Below are 16,884 nucleotides of genomic sequence, written 5' to 3'. Positions count from 1 at the left end.
CTCAAGTGGGCTCCGAGATGAGTTTCCTCATCTCGGAGCCCACCTATTAGGACGCCGGGGATTTCCCTGACTAAGAGACTTTAGTAGACCGCGTCCAAGGCCTCGTCACGCGTTTCTTTGAGGGCAAGGGTGCTCAGCAGGCTTAGCAGTACAAGAACTGCCATCATGGCTCCTACTGCCCAGCTTCCATAGGACACGAGGAGGGCACCGATGAGAAGCGGCGGGATGGCGCCACCGATGATGCCGCTGACGTGGAACGCCAGGCTGGCCCCGGTGTACCGGTACCGGGTAGCGAAGAGTTCCGGGATGAAGGATGCCAGCGGGCCATAGAAAACACCCATGACCGCGGACGTTCCCATGACTCCGACGATAAACAGGAACGGTGATCCGGTATCGAGAAGGGGTATGACTGCGAAGGACCAGGGGAGGGCCAGGCTGAACCCAAGGATCATCATTGCGCGGCGCCCGTACTTGTCGCAGAGGATCGCCGAGACTGCAGTGACAGCCATCAGGGCGAGTCCGCCGAGAACACCGCCCACCAGGATCAGCGTCCGCGGGTGATGCACTGAGGTGCTGGCATATCCAAGCAGGAACGTTCCGCCCATGAAGCTGTAGATGTAGGCTGCGAGGATACATCCGCCTGCCAGCACTACCCTGCCCCCCTGGTGACGGAACAGCTCGACGATGGGTGCCTTGACGGCCCCCGACTTCGCCTTCTCTGCGCGGAACACCGGGGTCTCTTCGATGGTGAGCCGCACGTACAGCGCGATGATGACCAGGACGGCACTGAAAAGGAACGGGATCCTCCAGCCCCAGGTGAGGAACGCTTCGCTCTTTTCTCCCATGGTGAAGTTGACAGCAAGGAAGACCAGGTTGGTCAGCACCAGGCCGGCGCCCACGCCCAGCTGGGTGAACATGCCATAGAGACCACGCTTATTGGCTGGCGCGTATTCTGCGCTGAGCAGGGCCGAGCCGGCCCATTCACCACCGACCGCCACTCCCTGCAGCAGTCTAAGGATCAACAAAATGATGGGTGCGGCAATGCCGATTGCGGCAGCACCCGGCAGAATCCCGACGGCCACCGTTGACAGGCCCATGATGAGCAGGGTGGCAACCAGGGTCTTCTTGCGGCCCAGGCGATCACCAAAATGGCCGAAGATTGCAGCTCCGAGGGGCCGTGAAAGGAAGGCGACGGCGAAGGTGGCAAAAGATGCCGTTGCGGCCAGCGCCGGTGTCATTTCAGGGAAAAACACCGTCGGGAAGACCAGCGCCGCTGCTGTGCCGTAGATGAAAAAGTCGTAATACTCGATTGCTGTGCCAACGAAACTCGCGAAGGCGACTTTTTTCATGATCGGAGGAGACTTCTCGGCCGACGGTTTTGTTGCCTCAGAATTCGAGACGGGGGATTTGTTGCTCATATGTCCCTTTCGCGCGGGCCGTGAGGCCTCACGCCTATGTAGGTGTAACGCATATGCAGTTAATGGGCAGTAGACACCAGACGGTCTCTACCTTCGCGGGCGCAGGTCCGAGACCGGCGCGTGGAGCCAAACTTCATGCCCTCGGGACTTTTCGATTGTCCGCCTCCCCGTACCATCTGTGTTCAGCCAAAGGAGGGTGGAGTCAGGCATCGCATCATCGACTCGACCGGTAATACGCTGTCCCGGCTCGAGCCGGACCTCCACATCGAGCCCCACAAGGAGGCTCCACTGGTTGACGCGCCAGGCTGCTACCCCGACGGGCTGCTCATTCGGTTCAGATCGAGGCAGGCGAGTTTCCGCGCTGCTCTCGGGAAGCTTCCGCTTGACAACAGTGTCCATGGCAGAATCCTTTCGCTATCGACCCGATGAAGATATGGGCTACGGGCCATTAGTAGGTCCATGCTTTGATTCGACATGACCAGCATGTCGCTACAACCCGAATCTTGGTAGTACCAGAAGTAAGTTTGGCATGACCTTTGAGTGTGGTCAAGCCCACATCCAGAGTTTGGTGTGAGGCGTTTCGATTTCTCGCGGCACCATCCCACAAGAAGGGCCGACGCCCGGCATCCAGGAGGGCGGGGCAGGCTGCTGCCACCATGGCCGACGCGCGGTTCATTGACGTCTGAGCGGGGCCAGGAACCGTTAAGGCTGGACATCTTGGTACTACCAATATAGCCTTTGGGTGGCCTAGATGATACTCAGAGGCTCTGTAGCCGCCGCAAAGCATCAGGAAAGTCGCGGCGAAACGCTGGGGAACGGTCGCCGCGGCCCATGCGTCCCCTGCCGATAGGAAGGAAACCCTCTGTGGAGCTTCTTCAAAATGCTCTGACACGACTCAGGGGCAACTTCCAAAAAGACCTGTCCGCAAACCCACGCACCGCTCCGCGGCGAAGGGAAGCCATGACAGTTGGAGTCATACTTTCTGCACTGCAAGGTGGCGCAGAAAGTATGACCACAGTAACTACGGCTCCTCTCGTCGGTTTTCTCGGGATAGGCGCCATGGGTCTGCCCATGGCGCAACGTATCCACAACAGCGGCCAGGCGTTATGCGCCGTGGACCTGAATGAAAGCCAGGTCGCCAAGGCCTCCGAGCTGGGAATCGCAGCGTCTACGGCACTTGAGGATCTCACCGACGCCACCGCCCTGTTTGTCGTGGTCGCAACTGGCGACCAACTTCGGGACCTGCTGGACTCCGGACTGCTGTCCGGTGCCAGCGCCATTAAGATTGTTGTGGTCCTCAGTACGGTAGGCGTCGATGCGGTGAGTGACTTCGCTGACAAACTTGCTGGCCGCGGGATCAGCGTCATCGACTGTCCGGTAACAGGGGGAGTCAGCGGCGCGCTTGAAGGTCGCTTGGGCCTCTTCGTCGCGGGCAACTCGGCGGACGTGAGTTCCCTCCGGGAGACGTTGGAAACCATAGGGACCATCCAGGACTGCGGAAGCAAAGTCGGCAACGGACAGGCTTACAAAATGGTCAACCAGCTGCTGTCCGCGTCCCATCTCGCCGTTGCAGGGGAAGCACTCGCGTTTGCTCACTCGCTCGGATTGGATCAGGAAAAAGTGCTCAAGGCCGTCGGTGGGGGTGCTGGCGGATCCTGGATGCTCGCAGACCGCGGCCCCCGCATGCTCCTGCCCCCAGAACAACGCCCCACGCAGACCCACCTATCCATCTTCGTCAAAGACACATCACTGGTGAAGACCGCAGCGGCAGCGGCGGGATTCGATGCCAGAATCCTCAACGCCGTGGCCCAAGAATTCCAGCGAGCCTCGGAAGAAGGCCTCGATACCGCGGATGACTCCTCAATCGTGGATGTCCCGCGGGACCTAACCATGTAGAGCCTCGGACAACGGGCTAACCCAGCTCCGGAAATCTGCATCCGCACATACGCAAAGACTCAATGAGGAGATCCCATCACACCAGACCAAGGCGCACTGCGCACACCGCTACGCGGCCTGGAAAAAAAGAGCCTCCGCGAGCAGACGCTTGCTGCGCTGCGCACCGCCATCACAAGAGGCGAGCTGGTACCCGGCCGGCACCTGGTCGAGACAGAGCTTTCGGAAATGCTCCAGATCAGCCGTGGAACCCTCCGTGAAGCACTGCGGCAACTCGAGCAAGAAGGCCTGGTGACTGCAGGAGAGCGGGGCCGTCTCTCCGTCCGCGCCATCAATGTCACTGAGATTCGGGACATCTACGCCGTGCGTGCCGCGCTGGAATCGCTGGCCGCTCGTATACTTTGCGAACTCCCGGAGCGTGATCGTGCGACGAAATCGCTGCATCTGGCAGTTGACGCGATAGACGCTGCCCGTGACGCACCAGTCGAGGAGCGAATCGACACTGATACAGAATTCCACCGGAGCCTCTGCAGGCTTACTGGGAATAAAACGCTGCTTCACTCCTGGACCTCCCTTGAAGGCTCCATCCGCATGTCCGTCATGTTCGGTGGTCTGGAAAGGGCCGCCACCAACATGACCGCGCAGCGCCACCGCGATATCGTGACCGCAATCGAAACCGGTGACGCTGCACTGTCAATCAGGACCATCCACGAGCATATGCACGAAGCCGCTAATAACCTCGTGGCCTAGCAATGCGAGGCCCGGTCTAAACGCATCCGAGGATCCTGTACATCAGTGATCTCCAAATTTCAGTTCTTGCTGGTACTCCCGCAGACACAAATTTATCTATGTCCAAATAACGACGGGTAGCACCCAGTCAAGGGATGAGTATGAAGCAATTCAGAGCGGAAACAGGCACTAAGACTTCACGACCGTCCAACCAAGTAGAGCCATGGGGAGCGTTGATATGACATTGGCACCTGAAGGCCGCAAGCTGTTGCGGGTTGAACAGCGCAATTCTGCTGTTCCTGTGGAGCGGAAGCCGGAGTGGATCAAGGCCAAGGTCCAGATGGGCCCGGAGTTCGTCCAGCTCAAAAACCTGGTGAAGAAAGAGGGCCTGCACACGGTGTGTGAGGAGGCCGGCTGCCCCAACATTTTTGAGTGCTGGGAGGACAAGGAAGCCACGTTCCTGATCGGCGGGTCCGAGTGCACGCGCCGCTGTGACTTCTGCCAGATCGATACCGGCAAACCCTCCCCGGTGGACATGTTCGAGCCCACCAAGGTGGCCCGGTCCGTGCAGGCCATGCAGCTGCGCTACGCCACCGTCACCGGGGTGGCCCGCGACGACCTGGCGGACGAGGGCGTATGGCTGTACGCCGAAACCGTCCGGAAGATCCACGAGCTGAACCCGGGCACCGGGGTGGAGCTGCTGATCCCGGACTTCTCCGGCAAACCCGAACACATCGCCGCGATCTGCGACTCCAAACCCGAGGTGTTCGCGCACAACGTCGAAACCGTGCCAAGGATCTTCAAGCGGATCCGGCCCGCGTTCCGGTACGAGCGGTCCCTGGACGTGATCACGCAGGGCCGGAACCTGGGCATGGTCACCAAGTCCAACCTGATCCTGGGCATGGGCGAAACCCGCGAAGAAATCTCCGAAGCGCTCCGCGACCTGCACGAGGCGGGGTGCGACCTGATCACCATCACCCAGTACCTTCGCCCGTCCGAGCGGCACCTGCCGGTGGACCGGTGGGTCAAGCCCCAGGAGTTCGTGGACCTGCAGGACGAGGCCACCGAGCTCGGCTTCCTCGGCGTCATGAGTGGCCCGCTGGTACGTTCCTCGTACCGGGCCGGCCGGCTCTGGGCCACCGCCATGCGCAAGAAAGGCCGGGACATCCCCGCCGAACTCGCCCACATCGCAGAAGGCATCCAGGACTCCGGGACCACCCGCCAGGAAGCCAGCTCACTGCTCGCGCACCCAGGCGCTGACCAATAACCACGATGCGGCGTGGGTAAAGCTTTACAGGAGTTTGGAGACTCGAAGCGCTTACTGCAGCGGCCGGTGATAGTGATACTCACGGTGTCCCTGCAGCCCGATCCACTTCAGTCCATGACGAAGTAGGGGACGGTTGCGTGGATTTCGCCAGGGCCGGACTTTTCGAACTCGACGTGCACTGGTTTCCCTGTTGGACTGTCCGAACCGATGCCATCGATCCGTGTCCACCACCAGGGTCCTTCGGTGAGCTCGACAATGCCGAGGCCGGTCCGGGTCGGGTTGCCGTCCCGGTCTTTGCCGTGCGCGATGGTCCAGGAAATTACGGTGCCGGTGCCGGCAGCTGCAGCATATTCAAGGTCATCATCAAGTGTGGGGTCGGTCCGTGGTTCGAAGTATTCGCCGGTGGACTTGCTGCGGACCAGAAGGAATTCTCCGCGTTCTGCAGCGTCGAGAAAAGGTTTGGTGTCGGCGTCAGTGATGATGGGGAAGAGGGCCATGGGATTCTCCTAGACGGTTCCAAGGACTAGCGTGGAGTGGTAATCGAGGATGCCCCCGTTTCCAGAGACGAGGACGCGGTCGTGGTTGGCGACCTGCCGGTCTCCTCCCTGGCCGCGGGTTTGGATGACTGCTTCCGAGAGCGGGGTCATGCCCCACATGTAGTAGGAGGACAATTGACCCCCGCCGGTGTTGACAGCTAGTTTCCCTCCGGGCCCGAGCATGCCGGGTTCGGCTACGAAGTCTCCGCCTTCGCCCTTGGCGCAGAATCCGTAGTCTTCGAGGGTGACCAGTGCGGTGTAGGTGTAGCAGTCGTAGAGTTCGACCACATCGATGTCATCGACGGTCAGACCGGCCATCGCAAGGGCGGTGGGACCTGAAATTGCCGCTCCCGTGGCGAGACCAAAGTTGTCATTGCGGATCCCCGTCCGGCCGGGATGTCCCTGTCCCCATCCGAGGATTTCGACAGGTGGTTGGGCGAGGCTCTTGGCACGTTCGGTTGTTGTAATCACCAAGGCGATGCCGCCGTTGGAAACAAGACAGCAGTCCAGCAGGTGCATCGGGTCCGAAATCATCCGCGACCCCTGGTGGTCAGCCAGTGTGATGGGCTCGCGGAGCTGCGCCAGGGGGTTACGACCCGCCCACGCGCGCTGGGCTACGGCGATGGCTCCGAACTGTTCGCTGGTCGTACCATAGGTGTCCATGTGGCGGCGGGCGGCGATTGCGTACATCTGGTTGGCGCTGACAAGCCCGGAGGTTCCGTTAATGGCCTGCCAGCCGGCCGGGTTCTTGGTGGCGGCAGAGGCGTAGGAAGCTGACCCGCTGACTTTCTCTTTGAGGGGAGCGTCGGCCCAGACGACGGCGATCGTCTCGGCCATCCCGGCCTGCACTGCCATGGCTGCGTACTGGACCATCTGCCCGGCCGTTGATCCGTAGGCCTGCATCTGGGTGAAGAGTTTCAGGTCTGTCAGCCCCAGCCGGCCCTGCATATTCAGGTCAACGGTGTCATCGAGGCCGCCGGAGACGATGAGACCGTCCAGGTCACCGAGCTGGAGCCCGGCGTCGGCGACGGCCCGCTGGACGGCCTCGGCAGCGAACTGCGGTGCGCTGCGGCCATAGACCTTGCCAAGTTCAGTGATGCCAAGCCCGGCGATCGCCGGGGTGCGGTCAGTTAATGTGCTCATGTAAATTCCTGTCCTGATTCTGCAGCGCCGTTTCTGTTTACTGGCCCTGCCATTTGGGAGCACGCTTTTCAGCGAAGGCAAGCATTCCTTCGCGGGAGTCCTGGCTGAGCATCAGGGCCTGCCCCTCGGCTTCGGATCGGGCCCAGTCATCGTCTTCACTGTGCACCTTTCCGTCGGAGATGGCGTTGGCGATGCGCTTGCTGGTTTGTACCGCCAGCGGCGCGTTCTCGCAGATGAGGTTAGCGAGCTCCAGTGCAGCATCCAGGACCTGGTCCTGGGGAACGGCCCTGTTGATAAGGCCGATTTCCAGGGCGCGCTGGGCGGTGAGGGGCTGACCGGTGAGTAGGATTTCCATGGCTATTTTCTTGGGAACCTGACGGCCGATGCGGAAGGCTCCTCCGGCGCCGGCGAAGATTCCGCGCTTGACCTCGGGCAGGCCAAAGGTCGCCTCGGAGGAGGCGACGGCGAGGTCGCTGGCCAGGACGATTTCGGTGCCCCCGCCGAGGGCAAAGCCGTTGACTGCTGCGATGGTGGGCTTGGAAATGTGGTGTTTGACGAACCCGGCGAATCCCCACTTTTCCAGTTCTTCGCCCATCTCGTTGAAGGCGCCGGCGGCCGCTGCCTTGAGATCCGCGCCGGCACAAAACGCTTTGTCACCGGCTCCGGTGATGACGACAACCCAAACGCCGGGGCATTGCTCCGCGTGCTCGAGTGCCTTGCCCACACCCCTGATGACGTCGGGGTTGACAGAGTTCCGGGCGTCGGGCCGGTTGATAGTCACAAGCAGGACGTGGCCGATTTCTTCGGCCGTGACTGCATCATTGCAGTTGAGGACAATCGGGCGGTCCGTCTCAGGAGCTGTGGAGGTGGTCATGCTGATTCCTTTGTGGATGGTTCCGGGGGCCCGGCAAGAGCGGGCCCCCGGTGGAGAGCATTGTCAGTTAGGAGACGGGCTGGGTGTCGGCGACGAGTTCGCTCAGTTCCTTGAGGCGCTGTTCGCAGTCGGCGAGGATCTCTCGTGTGATATCACCGGCGCCGCGCAGTTCAGTGAAGGAGCCAACAACCTGACCGATGAAGAAGGACTCGAGTTTCAGGGCCCCTTCGTTGCCTTGGGCGGCTGCCTGGTCAATGGATTCCCAAGCGGCGTTAGCGAGCATGGGCTGCAGGGGCATCGGCAGCGGCTTGGGCGCACCCTCGGCTTCCCACTCGTCGTGCCATGCACTGCGAAGCTGGCGGGCAGGCTTTCCGGTTCGCGTGGGGGAGCGCAGCGTGTCATTGGATGACGCGGCAAGGAATTTTTGCTTGATTTCGATCGGGGTAATGTCTTCATGGCTGTTCAGCCATACCGAGCCGGCCCAGGCACCGGAGGCGCCCAGTGCGATGGCGGCGGCCATCTGGCGGCCGCTGGCCATCGCCCCTGCTGTCAGCACCGGAACGTCACCGGCGATGGCGACGATTTCCGGGGTCAGGACCATGCCGGCGATGGTGCCTGTGTGTCCGCCAGCCTCATAGCCCTGGGCGACGAGGATGTCGACCCCTGATTCAAGCTGGCGCACCGCGTGCTTGGCCTGGCCGACAAGGGCGGCCACCGCGACGCCTTCCTTGTGCCCGCGTTCCACGAGTACCGGCGGAGGAGTGCCGAGGGCATTGGCGATGAGTGAGATCTTGTGTGTGAAGGCGACGTCCACCAATGCCATGGCGCCTTCGGGGTTCACCGAGGCTGACAGTTCGTCCTTGTTTTCGAACTCCGTTGCCTCCGGCACGCCGTATTTCTTCAGCAGGCCTGCTACGAAGTCGATGTGTTCCTGCGGGATCTGCGCCCGGAGGCTGGCAATGAGGTCGTTGGGGTTCCCGGCTGCGGTCTTGCCCGGGATCAGCATGTCGACGCCGTAGGGCCGTCCCTTGACCTGTTCCTCGATCCAACTGAGTTGGGCGTCGAGTTCCTCGGGGGAGTAGGCGGAGGCGGCGAGGACGCCGAAGCCCCCGGCGTTGGTGACTTCGGTGACTACCCGTGGTGAGCGGCTGAACCCAACCAAGGGATTATCGATGCCGAGGAGTTCGGTGAGTTTGGTGCGGATCATGATGTCTTTTCCTTTCAGAAGGTTTAGTTGGTCCAGGTAAGGACCGCGTCGAGGGCCTCGATTTGCTCGCCGTTGACGCGGAGGGGGTTGATTTCGAGGGATTCAAGGTCATCGCCAAGGGCATGGGCGATCTCGCTCACGCGGGCGACAACGTCGCTGAGCCGGTCCAGATCGGCCGGTTCCGTGCCTCTGACGCCACGGAGCAGGGCAGCTCCGCGCAGGGTTTCGATCATTTCTTTTGCCCGTGCCGGTGATACGGGGATCGAGGCCAGCGCCGAGTCCTGCAGGACTTCCACGAAGATTCCGCCGAGGGCGACGGCGAGGATGGGTCCCCACTGCGGATCGCGGACGACTCCGACGAGCAGTTCGGTTCCGCCAGCGCGCATGGGGCTGGCGAGGACTCCCTCGATCCGTGCCCCCGAAACCCTGCTACCGGCTTCCAGGATTTCGGAGTAGGCAGCTGAGGCTTCCGCCGGGCCCGTGACGCCCAGCTTGACGCCGCCGATGTCGCTCTTGTGCAGGATGTCCGGGGAGACGATTTTCAGGGCAAGTGCGGTGCCGGTTTCGGCAGCGAAGGCAGCTGCTTCCTCTGGGCTGGTAAGGAGTTTCGACGGTATTACTGGGACCCCGGCGGCCTCGAGGAAGTTCCGGGCCTGGAACTCGGACCAGGACCCCGTAAGGGGTGTTGCGCCTCGGTCGAGTTCAACAGCGACCCGTTCCGCTGGCGCCGCAAGCTCCCTCACTCGGCCGGACCACCATGCGAGCTTTCCCAGGGAATAGACGCTTTGACCAAGTCCGGCGATGGTGTGTTCGATGCCCGCGTCTTCCATGAGTTCGCGGCTGAAGTCGCTGGCGGGCTGGATGACCTGGTTGGCGAAGACGACAGGTACTGCCGCGCTCTTTGCTCCCTCGCCCACGGCCTTGTACGCGCCCAGCTGCATCGGATGTACTTCCTGGCGTTCCCAGGGCATGCTGTTGACGGCCGCGACAATTCCGACGTTCGGGTCTTCGGACATAATCTGGATGGCTTTGGTGAACAGTGACGGGTCAATGATGGCGGCGCCCGTGACATCGAGCGGGTTTTGAACGGTTCCGAAGCCGGGCATGACCTCCTGCAGGCGCGTGCGGGTCTCATCGGTGATCGTGGGAAGCTGGACCCTGAAGTCCTGGGCCCGGTCAGCGATGATGTCGCAGGCGCCGCCGGAGATCGAGACGATACCAACGCCGGGGTGCTCGAGTCGGCCGATCCTGGCGCAAACGTTGGCGGTAACGAGCATGTCTTCGATGCTGTCCACCCGGATAATGCCCAGCTCGTGGAAGATCGCATTGATTGTCTTATCGTCGCCGACGAGGGCCCCCGTGTGTGCTGCCGCGGTACGGGCTGCGAGTTCGGAGCTGCCCGCCTTGAGGATGACGATGGCTTTCCCGGCCGCAGCGGCCCGCAGGGCAGCTTTCTTAAAGTTTTCCGGATCGCGGATGGTTTCCAGAAATATAGCGATGGCTTTTGTCGAAGGGTCGTCGACCATGTAGTCGATCACGTGACCGGCGGTGATCATCGCCTCATTCCCGAGCGTAATTGCGTAGGAAAGTCCCACATCGGCGATTTTTGCGAAATCCAGCATCGCCGCTGACGAAGCTCCCGACTGTGACAACAGCGCCACAGATCCCGAGGTGCGGGGAATGTTGTTCAAAGACGCGACCGGGATTTGATCGACGATATTGATAAAGCCCAAGTGGTTCGGGCCAAGAAGGACCATGCCCAGGCTCTGTGCGTGGGCGACGAGCTCCTGCTCGGCGGCTTTGCCGGCCGCGCCTGCCTCACCGTAGCCGGAGGAGAGGATGACGGCGTTTTTGATGCCCGCCTGTGCGGCCTCTGTCATGGCCTCCAAGGTGACGGCCTGCGGGACCATGAAGTAGCCAACGTCGACCTGCTCGGGCAGGTGCGCGCAACTGGTGTACGTCTGAACCCCGTGAGTGACAGCGCCGCGCTTGTTAACAAGATAGGTGCGGTCGCCGAAACCAAACTCTTTCAGGTTGGTGTACGCGGTGTGGGAAAAGGACGATTTGTCCGAAGCTCCGATCAGAGCAATGGAGCGGGGCCGGAAAAGTGAAGCCAGCCGCTCTGACGTTATCTCGACGGGAGGTGCGGGGCTAAGGGTGAGAGAAGATTCCATGACTACTCCAAAACTGAAGTGGGGGGGACCAGCGACACTGCGGTCCACGTGAGGAGGAAGAAAAATTATTACGGGACGTTCTTTGTCCGTAACTAGACTAGCCGTTCCCCGCACCCGTGACAAGGGTCACAGCTGACTTCGTCCGGGCCAGTTGAACTGGTCCGCTGGCGTCGGGAGCGGTTTGCTCCCGCTATGACAGAGGCGACGCGATTTCAAGGAAATACCGAAAGGGCGGCGTCGTGGATGTGACCAGACCCGAGAAGGGGCCAAGCACGGTAGGAGGTAGGGCGGTCTTTGGCACCACAGCTTTAGCGGGTGGCCGTGGTGCAATCAGCTCACGGATTGTGAGCAGCAGAAGAACTTGACGGGCACGTGTCGTGCGGTCGGGCTCGATGCGTTGCTGCCCGACCGCTTCAAGGCCAATCACCGAGTGCCGCGTTTACGGAGCCCGACCCGTGGCTGGGCAAGTGCGGAGCGGATGGGGTTCTCCGTGACTCGCTCACTCGCGTACCATCGCACGTGGTCGTCGAGGCGGCAGAACGTGGTCAGGTCAGGCGGAAGGTAGCGTTAGCCACTCAGTACCTCCTCGTGGCTATCTCAACCTAGACACTCTGATTGTCCCGCGAGGTCATCGCAGTATCCGGGCACTTACACGGCTGGGTTTTCCACACTCAATTCCGAGGATCTGTTAAAGCGCGACCGCAGGTCGTTCTTTCAGCGGATACTTGTCCATGATTGCCCCTGCAAGGCGCAGCAGGAGGTCTTCCTTACCTGGTTTAGAGGCGATCTGGATTCCAACAGGGAGCCCGTTGAGTAGCCCGATCGGAACCGAATATGCAGGGAATCCAAGAAAATTGAACATTGCGGTGTGTGCGGAGTAGCTCGTCATTGTGAGGTCTCTACCGCTCATTCCCCAACGGTAGAGATCCTGGGGTGGAAGCGGGGTAGTGATAGACACCAGCGCATCATTCTCGTCAAGTACGTTGCGCAAGGTACGCCAAGCCTGTTCCCTCGTCTTACTCGCAAGTTCGAAGGAGTTCTCAACGCTTTCGACACCGCCCGGAAGTGCGAATGGGACGGACGCATCCTCCGCTAGTCCCCAAACCTCGTCAATACGTTTCTTCATCTCACTAATTTCACTGGCATCGATCGGAGGCTCATAACCCATTCCCTTCATGATTACACCAAGCTGGAACATTGCTGGGCGAATATCCTCCCAGACCTCCCTCGTCTCGATTACTTCAGCCCCCACTTCGGCCATGCCAAAAACGGATTCCCGGGCAAACTCAACGATTGCTGGAGTTTCTGGCACCCATTGAGACCTTGACCACCCAAAATCATCGGTCCAAGCAAGCTTTACGCCGTTCGCCCCCTCCTCTATGCGTTCTAAGTAGTTCGGAGGATCGGCCTGAATAGAGGTGAAGTCCCTGCCATCTGGGCCTGCGAGGGCCTGAAGCATGATCGCGGCGTCACGAGCGTTACGGGCGATGGGCCCATTGGTCACGGTCAGCGCAAAGCCAGGTTTCTGATAATCGATGTACGGGATTAAACCGCGCCCTGGAGATAGGCCGAGAACGCCGCACCAAGATGCGGGAAGACGCGTCGAACCGGCGCCATCTTCGGCGAGGGCCAGGGGGAGCATGCCTGCAGATACGGCGATCGCGCTTCCGCGACTCGAGTTTCCAGGATCTTTGGTCAGGTCCCAGGGGTTCCGGGGGCGTTCGTTAGGATCCCAGAAGTAGGTTGCGGTGAGTCCGACAATTACTGCTCCCGCGTTTCGAAGCCGTTCGACAGACAGATCGTCGTGCTGTTCTTCCTGAGAATGCCACACGTGGTTTGGGAGACCCTTGACCTTGACTGCGTCCATGACACCGATGGGGATACCGTGGAGCAGGCCAAGTGGATGTCCGTAACGAACGGCTTCGTCTGCATCCTTTGCCTGTTTCCGGGCGCCCTCCAAGTCCAGAACGTCGAATGCATGAAGTGTGGATTCGAGTTTCCCGATGCGCTCGATGAAGTGTTCGAGCACGTCCACGGCGGTCATTTTGCCCGTAGTGATAAGATCGCGAATTTGCCAAGCTGGCATCCACGTAATGTCTTGCGTCATTGCAACCTTTCCCGTCTATGCGCCTTGCATAACGGTGAAATAAGGGGGGCGGACCGCCGACACTGCGGTCCACGCGAGAAGGAAAAGTATTTACGGTACGTTCTGGGTCCGTAATAAGACTAGCCGTTCCCCGTGCCGGAGACAATGGTCACAGTTGACTTCCTGGAGCTAACTTTGAACCGTCGTCCCCTTGGTGGCGGGACCGGTTTGCTCCCGCTATGACGGAGTCGACGAGATCTTCTAGGAAAAGGGGGAGGTTTCGTCGGACCCGTTCGTCGAGCTGCTGGGGATAGGAGAAGGAGTGGGTCATGATTGCGCCATACAGCATGGCCATGGGAACGGTGGGTGAAGTCTCGACCGGCAGTTCGCCGCGGGCGATGGCCCGGCGAATAATACTCCGGCCAGCGAGGACCTGGCGGCGGACGTAATCCTCCCCGACTTCCTGCAGCTCCGGTATCAGCCTTGCCTCGACCTGGAACCGAAGGTAGGTCATGCTTGTGGGTCCGAAGTACATATCGGCGAACTGCCGGGCGAGGATCAGGAGGTCCTCCCGGAGGTTGCCGGTGTCCACGTCCTGTATTACTTCCAGGGTTAACATTGCGTCGATGAGCAGCTTGCCCTTGTTGGGCCAGCGCCGGTACAAGGCTGACTTGCCGACCCCGGCGTCCTTGGCGATGGCGTCCATGGTCATGGCCTGCCATCCTTGGGCTGCGTAGACCGAAAGGGCGGCTTCGTTGATCCGGCGGTCGATTGCCGGATCGCGGGGCCTGCCCAAAAGTGCCGTGGAATTACTCATCGTGTTCCCTTCGCCAACCTCTTCTGGAGCGGTGCTACGACCCGCTCCAGAAGAGGTTATCCCAGTGACGGTTTTTAGTCCCAGGGCTTATGCTGCGATCTGCTCCAGCGTGCGGTTCTTGGTTTTCACGCCCAGGCGGACAATGGCGGCTGACAGGAGCAGGCAGGCGATAATCGCCCAGCAGGCCGCCGAGGCCCCAAAGCTTTGCAGAATAGGAAGGATGATGAATGGCGCCACAGCTCCGCCCAAGTGCCCAATGCCGTCACAAATCGACGAAGCTGTCCCGCGCACTTTGGTGGGGAAGACCTCGGCAGTGTAGGTGTAGGCAGGGCTTGCCATCAGAGAAACTCCTACACCAGTGCCAAGGGAACCGACCGTGGCCGCCCACTCTCCAAGACCTGAAGCCATGAGCAGGACGGACGCCGCAAAGATGATCACACCGGTGATGATGATACTGCGCCGCTCGAAGCGTTCGATCACAACAAAGACGCCAAGGGCCGCCAAGATCGGCACCGCCCGCCCCAGTACTGACACGAGCAGGGCGTTACTCGTGCTGATGCCCAGCCCCTCCAGGATCATTGTCTGGTAGCTACCGAACCCATACATCCCAATGAAGAAAACGAACCAGAACCCAAGTATCACCATGAGCCTTGGCATATAGCCTGAAGCCAGCAGAGTGCGCAGGGGACCAACCGATGAGGTTTCCTTAGCTTCCGACGCAAGTTCGGTTCCGGCTGGGAGCGGCCCAGCACCGGCGCCTGCCACCAGCTGGGACAGCACACGCAGCGCCTCATTACGACGTTCCTTCTCTTCCAGCCACCGAGGTGACTCGATCAGGTGCTTTCCGTTGATAAGCGGGACGACCAGCAACACGAGACCACCGAAGCTGAGCAGGTATCGCCATGCGGTGTCCGGCATAGCGGCGAGCAACGGCAAGGAAAGGAGCCCTGCAAGCAAGAGCAGCGGGGCCTGAATGAGGTAGAAGCGGGCCTGGTACCGGCCACGCTGATTCGAAGGCGCCATTTCTCCGATGTAGGTGGAGCAGATGGCCAGAACCGCGCCCATGCCGCAGCCGGCCAGAAAACGGAAGAACGACAGCGATGCCACGTCCCAGGAGAGCCCGCTCAGCAGCCCGCCCAAGCCCAGGGTGACGAAGGTCAGCCGAAGTCCCCACTGTCGCCCGCGCCTGTCGGCCACATAGCCGAAGACGTACGCCCCCACGGCGTACCCGACCAGATTCCACACGACCGGCCAAGCAAAGTCACCCGGAGTCAGTCCCAGCCCCAGGCGGAGCCCGGGGATGGTGAGCGTGAAGACTGCGATCTCGTAGTTTGAAAAAAAGAAGGAACAGAAAAGGGCTACCGCGGCCCATTTCGTCAAACCCACGCGGGGCAGCGCATCAATAATTTGGCTTACGGTTTTCTTGCCGGTGTCCGGGGTCTGGTCCAGGACTTCTTCAGTTTGAGACATGGATCTACTCTCCTGAGGCCGTTAGGCAGCTCGGAATGGAATTGGGTGAATCCTGTTCCAGGGAGCCACCAGCGCTGGGGGTGTCCAGTGGCGGTCTCAAACGTAGTACCTGCGGTGCATCAGCTTCGGTGATGCTGCACCTCATGGGCGACTTTGACCACGACGACTCGGAACAGGATTGTGCGATACTTCACTTAGGGACATAAATCGTCCATAAGTGAAGTATTGGAAGTTTTAGGACCGATGTCAATAGAAAATGCGATGTGAATCACAGGGTGCTGAACGCGTCTCACGTGACAATCACAGGAGACTCTCTAAACCGGAAAGCTGCCCTCCTGAGCCTGCCTGACCGCGACCGCGTTAGTACTTTCCGTGCCTTATGGCCTGTTCCACAAGGTCAGCCGCCCACGGACGCGTTTCGCGGTGGAACACCATGCCTTTAGGAAGTCCCCGGACGGACGCGGTAGAACCGGAAATGTCGATGGTGATCCTGCCGTCGGCCATGGGGGCGTTGGTGATGTGCAGGTTACCGTAGGATTCCGGGAGCACGGGATCCATCCAGAGACCTCCGAGGGCAACGTCGGCGTGGTAGCCCATGAGACTCTTCACCAATTGGATAGGGGTCGTGGCGGCCCAGGCCTGCGGTGAGCACGATGTGGGGTAGGGCGCGGGTTCGTCGAAGTGCTCGCGGCTGAAGCCGCAGAACAGTTCGGGCAGCCGCCCTTCTGAGTACTCGGCCGCCTCAAACAGGGCTGTGGAAATCCGTTGTGCTTCCGCTATGAACCCGTAGCGCAGCAAGCCGGCTTGGATAATTGCATTATCGTGAGGCCAGACGGACCCGTTGTGGTAGCTTGCGGGGTTGTAGGCTCCCATGTTACTGGCCAGGGTCCGCACGCCCCAGCCGCTAAACATCTCCGGGGACATCAGCCGTTCGGCCACCAGCGGGGCCTTGTCCTTACCGACAATGCCGAAAAACAGGCCGTGCCCCATGTTTGGAGCGCACACATCAACCGGCTCAGTTGAACAGGATGCACCCCCTCCATCAAGCGGCACATCTTAGACGACAAGGGGGGCACCCTTGTCGCCTCAACATCCACCTGCTAGCGTTATTTACGGACCAAAAATGTCCGATGGATGTCGGCCCGCAGCTCTGGCCTGCTCCAGCTTGCCCTCCCGCAAAAAGGGACCTTCAGTCACCCCTCACTGACAAGGGAGCAGTAGTGAGACCTTAGGTTCTCGAATGTCTAACCCCGCATCCATCGCACTGCAT

12 protein-coding genes and 1 pseudogene are annotated in these 16,884 nt (G+C 60.6%); 3 read left to right on the top strand and 10 right to left on the bottom strand.

From position 1 onward, the window contains the following. Window positions 1-80 precede the first annotated feature (80 nt). Window positions 81-1,349 (bottom strand): MFS transporter, encoded by a 1,269-nt coding sequence (locus QFZ36_RS11240; RefSeq protein WP_306636486.1) that lies wholly within the window; start codon window positions 1,347-1,349, stop codon window positions 81-83. A gap of 1,077 nt (window positions 1,350-2,426) precedes the next feature. On the opposite strand from QFZ36_RS11240, the gene QFZ36_RS11235 reads away from it, so the two are divergent. The 3 genes from QFZ36_RS11235 (at window position 2,427) to lipA (ending at window position 5,307) form a co-directional block, all read left to right on the top strand. Beyond that, window positions 2,427-3,314, top strand: coding sequence for an NAD(P)-dependent oxidoreductase (locus QFZ36_RS11235; protein WP_306636484.1), 888 nt, complete (start codon window positions 2,427-2,429; stop codon window positions 3,312-3,314). A gap of 96 nt (window positions 3,315-3,410) precedes the next feature. Then, entirely contained in the window at window positions 3,411-4,061 is a 651-nt protein-coding gene (locus QFZ36_RS11230; protein ID WP_306639181.1) for a GntR family transcriptional regulator, read from the top strand. A 217-nt stretch (window positions 4,062-4,278) separates the two neighbouring features. After that, window positions 4,279-5,307 (top strand): lipoyl synthase, encoded by a 1,029-nt coding sequence (gene lipA, locus QFZ36_RS11225; protein ID WP_306636483.1) that lies wholly within the window; start codon window positions 4,279-4,281, stop codon window positions 5,305-5,307. A 107-nt stretch (window positions 5,308-5,414) separates the two neighbouring features. On the opposite strand, the gene QFZ36_RS11220 is transcribed toward lipA, so the two are convergent. The 9 genes and pseudogenes from QFZ36_RS11220 to QFZ36_RS11180 all read right to left on the bottom strand — a co-directional run. Further along, window positions 5,415-5,804, bottom strand: a complete 390-nt coding sequence (locus tag QFZ36_RS11220) for a Zn-ribbon domain-containing OB-fold protein (RefSeq protein ID WP_306636481.1) — start codon at window positions 5,802-5,804, stop codon at window positions 5,415-5,417. Between the two features lie 9 nt (window positions 5,805-5,813). Further along, a complete protein-coding gene (locus tag QFZ36_RS11215) occupies window positions 5,814-6,986 on the bottom strand; it encodes a thiolase family protein (protein WP_306636479.1) in 1,173 nt (390 codons plus the stop codon). Between the two features lie 37 nt (window positions 6,987-7,023). Further along, complete coding sequence (locus QFZ36_RS11210; RefSeq protein ID WP_306636477.1) at window positions 7,024-7,860, bottom strand: crotonase/enoyl-CoA hydratase family protein; 837 nt, start codon at window positions 7,858-7,860, stop codon at window positions 7,024-7,026. A 67-nt stretch (window positions 7,861-7,927) separates the two neighbouring features. Further along, the gene (locus tag QFZ36_RS11205) at window positions 7,928-9,067 is read right to left on the bottom strand and encodes an NAD(P)H-dependent flavin oxidoreductase (protein WP_306636474.1); all 1,140 of its coding nucleotides are present in this window, start codon (window positions 9,065-9,067) and stop codon (window positions 7,928-7,930) included. A 23-nt stretch (window positions 9,068-9,090) separates the two neighbouring features. Continuing rightward, the gene (locus tag QFZ36_RS11200) at window positions 9,091-11,241 is read right to left on the bottom strand and encodes an acetate--CoA ligase family protein (protein WP_306636473.1); all 2,151 of its coding nucleotides are present in this window, start codon (window positions 11,239-11,241) and stop codon (window positions 9,091-9,093) included. Window positions 11,242-11,929: 688 nt separating this feature from the next. After that, window positions 11,930-13,276, bottom strand: a complete 1,347-nt coding sequence (locus QFZ36_RS11195; RefSeq protein ID WP_306636471.1) for an amidase — start codon at window positions 13,274-13,276, stop codon at window positions 11,930-11,932. A gap of 220 nt (window positions 13,277-13,496) precedes the next feature. Then, complete coding sequence (locus QFZ36_RS11190) at window positions 13,497-14,144, bottom strand: TetR/AcrR family transcriptional regulator (RefSeq protein WP_306636469.1); 648 nt, start codon at window positions 14,142-14,144, stop codon at window positions 13,497-13,499. Window positions 14,145-14,231: 87 nt separating this feature from the next. Further along, on the bottom strand, window positions 14,232-15,614 hold the full coding sequence (locus QFZ36_RS11185) for an MFS transporter (protein WP_306636467.1): 1,383 nt from the start codon (window positions 15,612-15,614) through the stop codon (window positions 14,232-14,234). Between the two features lie 360 nt (window positions 15,615-15,974). Continuing rightward, window positions 15,975-16,631, bottom strand: a pseudogene (locus tag QFZ36_RS11180) (amylo-alpha-1,6-glucosidase); the annotation flags it as partial. Window positions 16,632-16,884 lie beyond the last annotated feature (253 nt).

Origin of the sequence: Pseudarthrobacter siccitolerans (assembly GCF_030823375.1) — a bacterium.
GTDB lineage: Bacteria > Actinomycetota > Actinomycetes > Actinomycetales > Micrococcaceae > Arthrobacter > Arthrobacter siccitolerans_A.
The sequence above is the reverse complement of the archived record's forward strand: the minus strand, read 5'-3'. Positions and strand labels throughout refer to the sequence as shown.